Below are 13,404 nucleotides of genomic sequence, written 5' to 3'. Positions count from 1 at the left end.
CCCTGAGCCATCATTGCCTTTGCAACTTTAAGAAATCCTGCAATATTAGCTCCTACCACATAGTTGCCCTCACATCCATATTCTTTAGCAATTTCATCAATATTTCTATATATTTCAACCATGTTTCTTTTTAATCGTAAATCAACCTCATCAAATGACCAGTGCATATTTGAGCTTCTTTGTGCCATTTCCAGTACACTGGTTGTAACTCCCCCTGCATTAGCTGCTTTTCCTGGTAAGAAAATTAATCCTGATTTTAAGAATAATTCGGTAGCTTCAGGGGTTGAAGGCTTGTTTGCTCCTTCTGCAACATACTTAACTCCATTATTAATAAGTTTTCTTGCTGAATCTCCATCTAACTCGTTTTGAGTAGCGCAGGGGAGAGCTATATCACATTTTATATTCCAAATACCTGTACTTCCTTCAGTATAAACTGTATCAGGAAAATCTCTTAAGTATTCCTTGACAGGTTTTCTTTCTTCTTCTTTGATAATTTTTACAAATGGGATGGATATTCCATTCTCATCATGAATGTAACCTCTTGAGTCAGACATGGCAATAACTTTTGCTCCAAGTTGTATAGCTTTTTCAGCTGCATATATGGCCACATTTCCTGAACCAGAAACTATTATCTTTTTACCTTCCAAAACTTCTCCTCTTGCTCTTAAAGCTTCTTCCAATATATAAATAAGGCCATAACCTGTAGCTTCTTTTCTTACATGAGATCCACCATATTCTATTCCACTTCCGGTTAATACGCAAGTATGCCTTTTTGTAATTCTATTGTAATGCCCAAATAGGTAACCCACTTCTCTTGAACCCACACCAATATCCCCAGCAGGAACATCAATATCAGGCCCTATATAATTTCTAAGTTCAGTCATGAAACTCTGGCAGAATCTCATAACCTCAGCATCAGATTTGCCTTTTGGATTAAAATCACTTCCACCCTTTGCACCGCCAATCGACATGCTTGTTAGGCTGTTTTTTAATATCTGTTCTAATCCTAATAATTTAAGAATCGATAAATTAACTGACTCATGAAAACGTAGCCCTCCTTTATATGGGCCAAGTGCACTGTTGAACTGCACACGAAAACCTCGATTCACTTGTACTTCACCATTATCATCAACCCATGGTACCCGGAACATCACCACTCTTTCCGGTTCTAGGAATCTTTCCAAAATCTTTGCTTCCTGAAATTCAGGATGCCTTTCAAACACCACATCTAGACATCTTAAAATCTCAGTCGCAGTCTGTATGAACTCTGGTTCATAGGGATTTTTTCTCTCAAGCTCTTCTAAAACATCATCTACGTATGTCATATCCTCATCTCCTAATTTTCAGATGACAAAATCAATATTATGCCTCTAATAAAAAAATTAAACATTTTGTCAACCATAAAATCCAAACTTTAAGGGTTATTCCTAATTTTAATACCCTTTATTTTCATTTACCTTTACTAAAATCATCAGAAGATAAATTTTTTTATTTTTTTCTTCAGGTACATAATCTGCTACTATTTAATAATCTATAGATTATTCATACTTAATAAGGATTAACCTAATTTTAAATGTTCTTTCTGAGGTTCATACACAATGCTCTTACTTTTCACTATTCTCAATATTGCATCAGCTTCATCCGCACCGGACTTAAAAAAATATATTTATACAATATATTATTAATTTAGATAAAAGTAATATTGATAGTGGGTGAATTATGGAAGTTTCCGTGCAAGTTAAAGCAACCTTTTTTTTATATACACATCTATCTTGGCAAGTGTCGCACTAGAAATTGAACGAAAATGAGAGTTTGAGAGTTTTTAAACGAGTTTTCAAAAGGGAATATAAGTCTTTTAGTTCTACTGATATGGTTTAATATTTCTCCGTCTTATCATGTGGGCATATATAATCTCAAAAAACAGTTTATTCATAACGTCAAGGATAAAGTCTTCGTGCTTGATTATGTGTTTTAACCCTAACACATTTCTAAGCCTCTGAGTCTCAGAATCTATGTTATTTGTTATTTTCCCCACATTTTGTGTATTATCCAATAAATAATAGTCCCAAAAACATAAAATAATACATCAATAGGGTCGGAAACACTTGTAGGTTTGGCAAAAACTATTAAATACTCCCATACAATGGAAACTAATAAAATAAATATTATTAAATATTTAAGAGAATAAATTTTTTTGTTATAAATTGAAAGGAGCAAGTTAATATAAGAAAAAAGTAAAAGAGGGGCTAATAAATCATCAAAATAAGAGGAAAAAAAGTAGTGCAAGCAATAATTATCAATATTAAGTAGAAAGAACCGGTTCAACAGATGTAGAAAAACGGAAATGATGAAAATCGAACAATTTTCAAATCTTTGAGATTTTTTCAGTAAATTATACATTTAACACGTAAAATATGATATTATAAGAGAAAATTGTAAGCGATGCATCTTATTAAACCTGTTAGAGATTAACTGATGAATTTAACCACAATAAGCCAAAATAAGAACACCGAGAACAATTCCACAGGCAATAACAATAATCATCATACAGGGATTTGACATTGGGTTTTCATCACTCACTAAAACACATCCTATAAATATATGATATTATTATAATATCCCTGTTCAATAATTATATACTTTTCCATAATCAAAAAAAGTTATGGGCAATAAAAATGTTAGCATTGGGTAATGGTTTATGTTTAGTGATTTAATTCGAAGGTTGAAACTCTGCCATCAAATTCCTGAAAGATCTTTCTATTTTAAAACTAAGCAATTCCCAGTTTGTGCCAGATGCACTGGTCTAGCAATAGGTTCTTTGTCAGCTGTTTTTTTACTATTTCATGATATCCAATATTCATTCAATTTATTCTGTTTTTCAGTTTTAATAATGATCCCTACTTTGATTGACGGTTACACACAATCAATTGGTTTAAGAAAAAGTAATAACTTCTTAAGATTCTTTTCAGGTTTGATTGGTGGGGTGGGGATGGTATTATTTATTATTATAATTTTTAAGCTATTTATTGGGATGTAGTGTAAGTTATCCTCTTTAAAAATATCATCTTACAAGTAGTTCTACTCGATAATTTAACTATAAATAAAAAATTAACAAGAAATAATAAAAAAAATCGCTGCCAACAAAAAAAAATGGACAGTTACATGTAAAACAAGAAAAACTGTTGGTGGCCTATACCATGTGCATATACGCTGAAAAGAATTAATAATTTTTTTATATTCTAATGAAATCTTAAGATTCCCCTATCAAAAATCACCATGAGTTCATCATGAATCCACCCCAAATAAACTTCTAGATTGAGATATTCTTGCACTTTAGAGCCAACCTATTTTCTTTCTGTTGAGAACAGCTGCTTTCAATAAAATAATACTTCATAGAACAAATTTTTTAACTCCATCCGTCATGAATTCTAATATTAAGTAATGCATTTTTTTCAGTTGACCCATATATTTTATTTTTCCTTTTCTTTCATAATTTCTTTTAATTCTTGTATTTCTGATTGTAAATTAGTTATAAGACATCTTAATTTTTCGATTTCAGTATCGCTCTCTTTTTGGATCTCTCTTTCCATCCCTTCAACATAATAGTAAGCAATTGAAGCCGTGAGCATACCAAAGAAAATTAGTCCAATAAGCATCATGAACATGCTCACTAATCTCCCAGCAGCAGTTTTGGGTACAATATCCTCTGAACCCAGTGTGGCTACTGTTGGCATCACATACCAAAAAGCATCCCATAAAGATTGAACACTGCTATTTGAATCTCCTTCTATTAAGAAGAAGATTATTGTACCCGCAAAAATTGTGAAAATTAGAATACCCAGACTTAAATGAAGATTAGTGTCTTTAATAAATTCACCGAAATGTTTTAAACTCTTCCTTGCTAATGCAATTATTCTCAGTAATCGTATGTAACGGAAAAACCTAACAAATCTAAACACCCTTAAGAAAAAGACATTGTAAGCAACAAAATCAAGGGGAATCATTGCAACAATATCATACCAATGACGAATAATATAAAGTTTTTTATTAGACTTTCTGCGAAGTCTGAACAAAAATTCCACAAAAAGAACACCACAAACGAACAAATCAAAATAAATAACATAAAAAACAATTACAGGGTCAATATTATAAAAAGTGATTAATAAAAGCATAAAAGTGTCTATGACAATTAAAACTATGATTACAGCATCAACTATTGGATGAATATCTTTTTTCTCCATTTTCATCAAGTTATTATTTTATAAATTTTGGGTATGCTAAAGTAAAAATATGAATATGAAACTACAATTATATATTGTTTATTAAACCCAATATTCAGATTCAATAAATCTAACATTTCGTGTAAAAAAAAGAATACTTTATCACAGTAAAAAGAAATTGTTCACTTTGGAAAAATAATTAAAATGGTTTCATACTGCTTATAAACCCATATCATCTCAACTCCAGACTTTCAACTGATATCAAGCCTTAATCATCTTTATTCAGAAAATGAGCAATTCCTACTCTTATCTATCTTTTTTAATTTAAAAATCCATACTAATTTTTATCTTCTTTTTTACATATTCCATGATTATATTGCTTTAAATCCATGTAAAATCCCTAGGGGACGTGTAACTCCATTTTAGATTGCGTTTTTCGAGGTATTCTTTAGATCGGTGTTTACGTTTAGTATTGTAATCTAAATCAACAAACGTTGCATCAACAATAAATGTTCGTCTTTCCACATCTTTTAATTGGTTTAGTTTGCATTAATATGCTGTTTGTGATTTTAACGAATGTATCAAGATGGAATCGCGAGATGAATTCTGAAATTTGAAGTGCACTGGCACTTCATTGATTTGGAAGTATTTCTGCAACTTTTTATCTCTTTTAAGCTCAGGTGCTACAAATTCAATGGTTGTATTGAAAAAAATAGCAGTAAATAGTATTTTAATTGATAAAATTATCGTATTGGTGTTTTTAACACTTTTAGAAGCAATTATGGTTTTTGATTTTCGAGAATTGCTGAACGATTTCAGCAAACTCACAACGAATGGATGTGAGAACTGATAATTTTAAATATTTTCTCTAACAAGATATATTTCAAGTCTTCTTTGCTGTAATTTAAGTGATGCTTCATTATTGTCACCAAACAAATATATGTAAGTACTTCTACATAATTTTAACGGTTTAGAAGCCCAAAAATTCTTATAATGTTAAAATTAAAATGTATTTTACGTAATTAATTGTCAAATAGTTAATAAAATATGAAAAACAAGAAGAAAAATCCTTCCCTGAAAGAAGAAAAATCTAAGACTCTAAACTCGTTAATTGAAATTATAACTTGGGTTTGAAAGAAAAATAATGTAGGATTCATGATTTTAAGCGATTATATACGTTTAGGATATGAAAAAGCAGTTGTAAACCAGGAATTATCCAAAAAAAATATAATGGTTGTGAGAAATCTAGGTACGCTTAGAAAACAATTTCTAATAGACAGTGATTGTAAATGTCTATGTCTTTAAGGTAGATGTGAATTTCATGAATTTGCGATAATTTATATAATCTTCCATACGATCTGCTATTATTGGGAGGTAATATAGATGAATGAAACTAAATATTGTTCAAATTGTGGTGCTCAAATTGATGCTAAAGCAGAAATATGTCCTAAATGTGGGGTTAGGCAACATTATGTACCATTTCATCCAGCACAAAGTCATGAAATTAAAAGTCCAGGTTTAGCTGCAGTGCTTTCTGCTTTATGGGTTGGTTTAGGACAAATTTACAATGGAGAAATAGGAAAAGGGTTAGGCCTAATGGTAGCATACATCATATCTGCTTTATTAATTTTGGTCTTAATAGGGATTATTACTACACCTATTCTCTGGATTTATGGAATATATGATGCTTATGACACTGCAAAGAAAATCAATACTGGTGAGATTGTGGTATAATACACAATCATTTTTTTAAGTGAGTAAAGTTTCATGAAATGTTAAAAAAAGATTGCCAATAAATATTATTTAGAAATTAATGATATTCTGTTTCATAAACAAAGGAAATTCCTATTGAAAAAATTCTTTGCTAAAAAAAGTAAAAATAGGGGTTTTTTATGGTTGCAAGTATTTTTTTTGTTTTCGTGTTTTTGTAAGGTTTCTCCTTGAGTTACAGAATGATTTCCAATTAATGTATAAGATGTAGTGTGAAACTATTAAAAGTTAAAAAAAATAGAGTGTTTTCTCTATTAGGGGAATATTTGTCAAACTTGAGTAATATTAACCTAAAATTTCCCCGGAAAACTTGTTAAATCCTATAATATCAATAAACCGGCCTAATCTTTTTCCTGTGCCATTCTTCTTATAATAATCCAGTATCTTCCCAACATACTCAATAACTTGGTCATCAGACAGATCCTTTATTAATAAATCACCTTTCCTGACTTGTAGTCCGCAAGTTCCACCCACTAAGAGATTCCAACCTTTAGGAGTTCCAATAAGACCAATATCTCGAACTGCAGATTCAGCACAACAACTAGTGCAACCGGAAAGTGAAATTTTAACCTTTCTAGGTGTTGGCATCCTACGAAAAGTCTCATCAATACGTAAACCAAGTTCAACAGTGTTTTGATACCCTTTCTTGCATGCAGTGTTGCCAGTGCAAAACTTAACCGCCCTAACACATTTTCCAGTATGACCCCCTGGCTCCATACCCAAATCATTCCAAACATTATCAATATCTGCCTCTTTAACCCCAAATAATGCGATATTATGCTCTGAAGTCATTTTAATAAATTCAACCTGGTATTTCTCTACAACATCAGCGATCTTGCGTAGAGTAGTAGGATCCACCAGACCTCCAGGGATATATGGAATTATAGTATAAGTTTCCATATCTTTTTGAACTGCTGCTCCCTTTTCAGGTATATTTTCTTTTTTAACTCCCATCTAACCACCATCCATTCCGTATAAAAAAAAATGGTTCACGAATTTTTTTTTCATAAAAAAAAACTCTTCCACCCAAAGGCTTTTAATCTCCTTTTCCCCTATTCTATTACTAGATTTTATGCTTCTTATAATATATATCTCTTAAATTAAAAAAATTCAAAAATAAACCGATATATTAATTATTCCGAACATAAAATAAATCATAGATTCTGATGCTGATGAAAAAGAAATTTAAGAGATAATTAAAATGACGGATCATAAAACTTCAATAGGTAAAATTAGTGGAAAATTAATGCTAAAGTTTCTTTTTTTCATAGCCGTAGTACTGGTTGTGATCTTTATCTCTGCAGGCCGCCTTGACTACTGGCAGGGATGGGCCTATGTTGGGTTGAACCTTGTTTTTCTCATTTTTGCCTACTTCACATTATCTTCTGATCTTATCCAGGAAAGGATGGAACCTGAAAAGGGTGTTGAAAAATGGGATAAATACATCCAAAAGGTTTCCATACCAGTATTCCTGGCCATTCTAATAATATCTGCCCTGGATGGGGGGCGTTTTTATTGGTATCCCCAAATTCCTTTATATATAACAATCATCGGCATGTTCCTCTACACCCTTGGACAGATAATCATCCTATGGGCTAAGATGGTGAACAAATACTTCTCAGCCGTGGTCCGCATCCAGACCGACCGGGGACATACAGTATGCAAAGAAGGACCCTACAGCTTCATAAGACATCCCGGATATCTGGGTGGATTGATATATTCAGTTGCCACACCATTAGTCCTCGGCTCATTTTGGGGTTTAATTCCAGTAGCCATTTCCTTGATACTACTTTTCATACGCACATATCTAGAAGATAAAACTCTCCAGAAAGAATTGGATGGATATGTTGAATATACTAAAGAAGTAAGATATAGAATATTTCCACATATTTGGTAACTAATATCAAAAGGTTATGGGCCTTGAATATAATATTGAAGAAAAAGTATGGTTCTAGAATTCTTTTTAGAGGATCTGTTCAAATTTAGTAACCATATGGTAGTGGAAGGAACTATAAAACCTGATCTATTACCCCTAATATATTGAAACCTAATGTATAATATAAAAAAAATACCTCAAATATAATAACATGAATCAAAATTCACAAACTTCAATTTTTCATGACAAATTCCATGGCACAATCCTTGGTTTGGCAGTGGGTGATGCCTTGGGAATGCCCCTGGAGTTCAAGGATCCTGGTAGCTTCCAACCAGTAAATGATATGACTGGTGGAGGACCTTTCAATCTTAACCCGGGAATGTGGACTGATGATACCTCCCTTGCCCTTTGCCTGACAGAAAGCCTCATTGAAACTGGAAAATTCGATCCTGCGGATCAGTTGCAGAGATATTCACGCTGGTATAATGATGGACACCTCTCAGTGACTGGTGAATGTTTTGACATAGGCAACACCACCCATGAGGCCTTGATGAATTTCTGGGACACTGGCAAACCTTACCCTGGACCAGACCATGAACACTCAGCCGGTAATGGTTCCCTCATGCGCCTGGCACCTGTGCCATTATTTTTTTTAGGGGATCCTCTCCGTGCAATTGAATGCTCTGGTATGAGCAGCCGAACCACCCACAACCATCCCTTAGCTGTGGATGCCTGCCGTTACTATGGTGGACTTATCCATGGTGCAGTAACCGGGAAAAGCAAAGATGAACTATTATCACCAAGATACTCCCCAGTTGAGGGATACTGGACAGAACACCCTCTAGAACCTGAAATTGACCAAGTGGCTTGTGGTTCCTTCAAGGAAAAAGAACCCCCTGAAATAAGGGGGAGAGGATACGTGGTCAAGTCCATGGAAGCAGCCCTATGGGCATTTCACAACAGTGAAAACTTCCAGGATGGATGCCTGTTAGCAGTGAACTTAGGTGAAGATGCAGACACCACTGGAGCAATATATGGCCAGCTGGCAGGAGCCTATTATGGTAAAAAAAAGATTCACCAACAATGGATTGATAAATTAGCCAAGTTGAATCTGATTGATTCATTGATTGAAAGATTATGGGAAGTTACAATCCCAACACTTTGATTTAAGCATTTATTAAATAATTTTTAACATAAAAAACATCTTTTTGTGCTATTTTTCACATTAATTGGGGTTTAAAATTAAATATATGTGATTAAAATTTATTAATACCTTGATCAACTGTAAATTTCTGGAATTTATTTAATTATGGTATGTAAATATTGTTGGAGGTATAAAATGGGTATTTTTAGCAGTTTTATTCAAAATGGGGATAACTGGTACAACAGAGCTACATTTTGTTTAGATGCTGGAAATTACCAGGAAGCCATTGCGTACTATAAAAGAGCAGTTTGGAATAATCCACAGGATGTTAATGCTTGGGTATATATGGGCTTGGCTTTCTATAAAATTGGAAATCTTATAGAAGCTATAAACTGTTTCAACCACACTATAGCCCTAGATCCTGGATGTGTTCATGCAATCTACAACAAAGCTACTGTGCTGGTAGAGCTAGGAGAATTGGAAGAGGCAATAAAACTATATGATGAAGCTCTAAAGTTGGATCCATACTTTTCCAAAGCCAAATTAAACAAAAATAAGGCTCTTAAACTCTTAAATCAGGACAAATAACATTCTAAAAAAAACCAGTGTTTTAGATATCAAGGAAAATGCTTTAGATATCAAAAAAAGGGCTTTAGATATCAAAGAAAATATTCCAGTAGTATCCTATTATTTTTAGATGAGATTATTCTATAAACCCTGGGACTTGAGCAAGTTGGTGTTAAGCTTAAGCTTGGTTCTTATTAGTTATTAATGGATTTTTTCTCCTATAAATTAAGATTTAATACCCTGTAAAATATCAGTAGATCAAATTTATTGGATGATTTTGTGACCTGACTTATAATAAAAATCTGCTTGCAAACACCAATGAAGTAGATTACATTGTTTCCGGTGAATCTAGTCCTGTGGGATATTCTGAATTACATTATAAGTCTAAAAATCCTTTAAGATTGATGATAACACTACTTATAACCTTCCACTGTTCCTAATTTCAGTTTTAATATTTTTCTATAATTATTTATCGTTTTATGTCAGTTAAATAAAAAAAAAGTAGACTGTTCATTAATATAGACTGTTCATTAATCTAATTGATAAAAAAATAACACTAACCCTCCCCCCCATGGGACACTGCTTATTTTTATTACTTATTTTATTAAATTCAGTTTTCAATGCATTTTAATAAGCAATGATCAGCTGGCCGAGGCCTACTATGGGAAGAGGGGAATGTTCCCAAAGATTAGTTTGAATATTATACCCACCACTATGGCTATGGTGATGCTGGCGAAAGTTCCCAGCAGATAGTATTCTGCGAAGTCCCGGTCATTTAACTCACTGAACCGGGCAATGGACTTGGCAGCGAAGATAATGGAGATAGCAGCGTACTGGTCTGTCATGACCAGGGTGAAAACCAGGATTCTTTCAAAAACACCGATCAGTGCCCCGGCCCCTTTAATTCCACTACTTTCAATGTTGGCGCTGTAGGGTTTCAGGAATATTTTTATGGCCACTCCCATAACTGCCACCAGAGTATATCCCAAAAATAGAATTAGCAGTGTTAAAAGCATTTACATCCTAACCATATTATTTTAAAATGATTATTATGAATCCCATCATTTGTGAATCCCATCATGATCAAAAACTATTTTGAACTATAAAAAGTTCAATCATGATTTTGAACCTATTTTGGATCAATTATTGTGTGTTGTATTTTCTTTAACTGTTTACGTGCAACACCTTCACTATATTTCACCAGAGAATATTTACCAGTCTCTAAGGTCTTATAGATATTCCGGGAGCCTGTTTCAAACTTCACAGCCGCCTGTTTAATGGTCTGAGGGTTTTCACCTTTCTCCCGGTAGTATAGTATGATATTGGCTTGTCTATCAGTCCAGGACCATACTATTTCAAATAGTAGGTTTAAGATGCACTCCGCCACATCCACATCACCCTCAACACCATTTTCCATCACTATCCATCTTTTCTTCTTTTTAGCAGTGCGCAGTGCATCTGCAGAGAGGTGGAATGCTTCCCCATCTATTTCCTGGACAAATTCACTGAGACTGGTGGATATACTACCCATCCCAACCCCTAGATAGAATGGATTGCCTATGCGACTATAAAGGGCGAAGTAGAGGTCGACCAGAATATCAAGCCGGGATATCATTCCCTGAAAACTGTCCCCACCAGTTATCATGAAATCTGTTACCAGATAATTCTTGAATCTGGAATTAACATAGTTTATTGCCTCTTTCAGTTTTTCCTGTGAGAGGTTACGGTCTAGCATTTTTTTGGATGATTTGAGATCACCGGTTAAAACAATATACACGCTATCAACCTGGCCTGTTATACCCGATTTAATACGTTAAAATTTAATTCTGTGTATTAAAATTTAATGTCTTTTTAACATATATAGATATAGATTTTATTGTCTGTGAATCTATAATTAAAAGAAGATATAATCTTTGTTGTTGTATTAATACAAAAAATATTTCAGAATAAAAAAAATGGGGAAAAGGGAATATTTGATCTTTTATTTGTGTTTTTCGGCGGGTTATGAATCCTCCCAGCACCAGCAGTAAAGCTAAAACCAGCCCGAAGATCGGTGTGGGCTGCGTTCCACACATCATAGGTAAGATTGGTTATTTTACCCAGTGTGGTAAGGTCGTGTTCATTAAATGTGGCTCCATTTTCCAGTCTTATGATGTCACTGGTTTGGGCATTATTTATAGATCCTGTATACTAACGTCATTTTGATATACCACCACACCACCCCTTATTAACCAGAATAACACTCTAAAACTTTTTAATATCCTAAGGATTCCACCGTGAAAAATTAGATTATTGCTGCAGTGTATATTCAAAGATGATCCCAATAATTGTATAGATCAATAACATATTGTATTGATTTTTATTAGTTGAATGTTGAGGAATATTCTTTATATGGAACTATTTTGTCAATTTAAAACAAGTGCTTTAATTAATAATCGAACTGGCAACAATCATCAACCAATATTTTAAAAAGAATTTATAATCATTGTAAAAAAGGAAAAAAATGATTAACAGCCTTATTCTATCCACACTAAGTAGGAGGTAACAGTATTTATATAAACATAAGTTATAATGAAAAACTATAGTAATTGATAAATTATATATTCCATATGGATAATTCTAAGTTAGATGGGAATGGTATTTTTATCCAATTAGGTGGCTAAAGTAAACAAGCTGGATTTAATGATTTGGTGGGTGGACTATGACGTTAACTGATTTTGATCAGAGATTGGAAAGGTTAGATTTTATCAAAACAGGATTTGATTTGCTGGTTCTTTATTTATTCATAGCAAACACTCCTGAAACACCTCCTGAGATAAGGGATGGAATCGACCAGTTAATTAGGGATTATTTAACTGAAACCGAAACTACCATGCGGGAGATATGGGACAACAATAAGGATAATGTGTACAACCGTTTGGACCTTAAAAATGTTAAGGGACTTTATAAGTGCGATTAGCCGCCTACATCATCATAAAAAACCTTCAACTGATGGTTTAAAATACTAATCATAACATTCACGGGATTTAAACATGTATCGATGAACTCCTTTTTTTATAATATTGAAGAAATTAAAGAATCAAAACTTGCCTTTAAGTAAAAATACTCTAAATCCTATTTCATATGCCTCCTCCTCCTAAGACTGGTACATGATAATTAGGAAAAGTAGTGTGCCCTTTTTCTTGATTACTATAAGGAACTGTTTTGATATTGAAATTATGTAGATAAATCCTTTATAACCATTTAGAGCCTATTTTGCTCTAAATTTTTAATTATATACCTAAGTGTGTCTGGAAAAAAGAATAAAAACAATAAGTGACTATAAATAATAAACAAAGTGTATGTTCCACTATGAATAATATGGGGAGATTTTCATGGATGATAGAAAAAGCCGAGCCGAAAAGATTTTTAACGAAATGCTTGAGACGATTAAAGAAAAACAGCTTGATTTAGACCAAGCTATTGCAGAATACACTGGAGGGCATGTTAAACCAGCCATGGATGTGTCTGAAGATAATGATAAGATCGTGGTGAAAACTGACCTTCCCGGTGTAAACCGGGATGACATTAAGATTGACCTTAGTGAGGAAAGCTTGGAGATACAAGCTAAATTTCAGAAGGAAACTGAAGAAGATTTCGAAGAAAAAGGTGTGACCTACCATCGTAGGGAAAGACATCATGGAACTTCATCTAGAGTGGTGGTACTACCTTCCAAGGTGAAGATCAGTGAAGTCACTGCCAAGTTCGATAATGGTGTTTTAACAGTGACCATGCCTAAGCTGGATAAAAGACAAACTTATGAGGTTAAATTAGAGTAAAGGGATTTT

At 33.3% G+C, this 13,404-nt stretch carries 13 protein-coding genes and 1 pseudogene; 8 read left to right on the top strand and 6 right to left on the bottom strand.

Annotated elements, in window-relative coordinates; translation table 11 throughout:
• A partial coding sequence (gene gdhA / locus GXZ72_02885; protein ID HHT18490.1) for an NADP-specific glutamate dehydrogenase occupies nt 1–1,325 on the bottom strand: 1,325 nt, incomplete at its 3' end.
• A 1,373-nt stretch (nt 1,326–2,698) separates the two neighbouring features.
• Here gdhA and GXZ72_02880 point away from each other — a divergent pair.
• Nucleotides 2,699–3,037, top strand: coding sequence for a DUF2085 domain-containing protein (locus tag GXZ72_02880; protein HHT18489.1), 339 nt, complete (start codon nt 2,699–2,701; stop codon nt 3,035–3,037).
• A 433-nt stretch (nt 3,038–3,470) separates the two neighbouring features.
• Here the strand turns inward: GXZ72_02880 and GXZ72_02875 are convergent, their stop codons facing one another.
• Both GXZ72_02875 and GXZ72_02870 read right to left on the bottom strand, forming a co-directional pair.
• Nucleotides 3,471–4,241: an ion transporter gene (locus GXZ72_02875; GenBank protein HHT18488.1), complete on the bottom strand. Its 771-nt coding sequence runs from the start codon at nt 4,239–4,241 to the stop codon at nt 3,471–3,473.
• A 390-nt stretch (nt 4,242–4,631) separates the two neighbouring features.
• A pseudogene (locus tag GXZ72_02870) lies at nt 4,632–5,140 on the bottom strand (IS5/IS1182 family transposase).
• Between the two features lie 463 nt (nt 5,141–5,603).
• Here GXZ72_02870 and GXZ72_02865 point away from each other — a divergent pair.
• Nucleotides 5,604–5,954, top strand: a complete 351-nt coding sequence (locus tag GXZ72_02865; protein HHT18487.1) for a zinc ribbon domain-containing protein — start codon at nt 5,604–5,606, stop codon at nt 5,952–5,954.
• 321 nt (nt 5,955–6,275) lie between these two features.
• On the opposite strand, the gene GXZ72_02860 is transcribed toward GXZ72_02865, so the two are convergent.
• A complete protein-coding gene (locus GXZ72_02860) occupies nt 6,276–6,944 on the bottom strand; it encodes an NAD(P)/FAD-dependent oxidoreductase (GenBank protein ID HHT18486.1) in 669 nt (222 codons plus the stop codon).
• A gap of 247 nt (nt 6,945–7,191) precedes the next feature.
• Between GXZ72_02860 and GXZ72_02855 the strand changes: the two genes are divergently transcribed.
• The 3 genes from GXZ72_02855 (at nt 7,192) to GXZ72_02845 (ending at nt 9,598) form a co-directional block, all read left to right on the top strand.
• A complete protein-coding gene (locus GXZ72_02855; protein ID HHT18485.1) occupies nt 7,192–7,887 on the top strand; it encodes an isoprenylcysteine carboxylmethyltransferase family protein in 696 nt (231 codons plus the stop codon).
• A gap of 214 nt (nt 7,888–8,101) precedes the next feature.
• Entirely contained in the window at nt 8,102–9,031 is a 930-nt protein-coding gene (locus tag GXZ72_02850) for an ADP-ribosylglycohydrolase family protein (GenBank protein HHT18484.1), read from the top strand.
• Between the two features lie 174 nt (nt 9,032–9,205).
• Nucleotides 9,206–9,598, top strand: coding sequence for a tetratricopeptide repeat protein (locus GXZ72_02845; GenBank protein ID HHT18483.1), 393 nt, complete (start codon nt 9,206–9,208; stop codon nt 9,596–9,598).
• Nucleotides 9,599–10,236: 638 nt separating this feature from the next.
• Here GXZ72_02845 and GXZ72_02840 read toward each other — a convergent pair.
• Both GXZ72_02840 and GXZ72_02835 read right to left on the bottom strand, forming a co-directional pair.
• The gene (locus GXZ72_02840) at nt 10,237–10,593 is read right to left on the bottom strand and encodes a hypothetical protein (protein HHT18482.1); all 357 of its coding nucleotides are present in this window, start codon (nt 10,591–10,593) and stop codon (nt 10,237–10,239) included.
• A gap of 113 nt (nt 10,594–10,706) precedes the next feature.
• Nucleotides 10,707–11,312 (bottom strand): SatD, encoded by a 606-nt coding sequence (locus tag GXZ72_02835; protein ID HHT18481.1) that lies wholly within the window; start codon nt 11,310–11,312, stop codon nt 10,707–10,709.
• A 269-nt stretch (nt 11,313–11,581) separates the two neighbouring features.
• Here GXZ72_02835 and GXZ72_02830 point away from each other — a divergent pair, with 269 nt between their 5' ends.
• The 3 genes from GXZ72_02830 (at nt 11,582) to GXZ72_02820 (ending at nt 13,395) form a co-directional block, all read left to right on the top strand.
• Nucleotides 11,582–11,782 carry a hypothetical protein gene (locus GXZ72_02830; GenBank protein HHT18480.1) on the top strand — a complete coding sequence of 67 codons (201 nt, stop codon included), beginning with the start codon at nt 11,582–11,584 and terminating at the stop codon, nt 11,780–11,782.
• Nucleotides 11,783–12,278: 496 nt separating this feature from the next.
• Nucleotides 12,279–12,536, top strand: coding sequence for a hypothetical protein (locus GXZ72_02825; protein ID HHT18479.1), 258 nt, complete (start codon nt 12,279–12,281; stop codon nt 12,534–12,536).
• 415 nt (nt 12,537–12,951) lie between these two features.
• Nucleotides 12,952–13,395, top strand: coding sequence for an Hsp20/alpha crystallin family protein (locus GXZ72_02820; GenBank protein HHT18478.1), 444 nt, complete (start codon nt 12,952–12,954; stop codon nt 13,393–13,395).
• Nucleotides 13,396–13,404: the final 9 nt, after the last annotated feature.

Source organism: Methanobacterium sp., from assembly GCA_012838205.1.
Taxonomy (GTDB): domain Archaea; phylum Methanobacteriota; class Methanobacteria; order Methanobacteriales; family Methanobacteriaceae; genus Methanobacterium.
The sequence above is the reverse complement of the archived record's forward strand: the minus strand, read 5'-3'. Positions and strand labels throughout refer to the sequence as shown.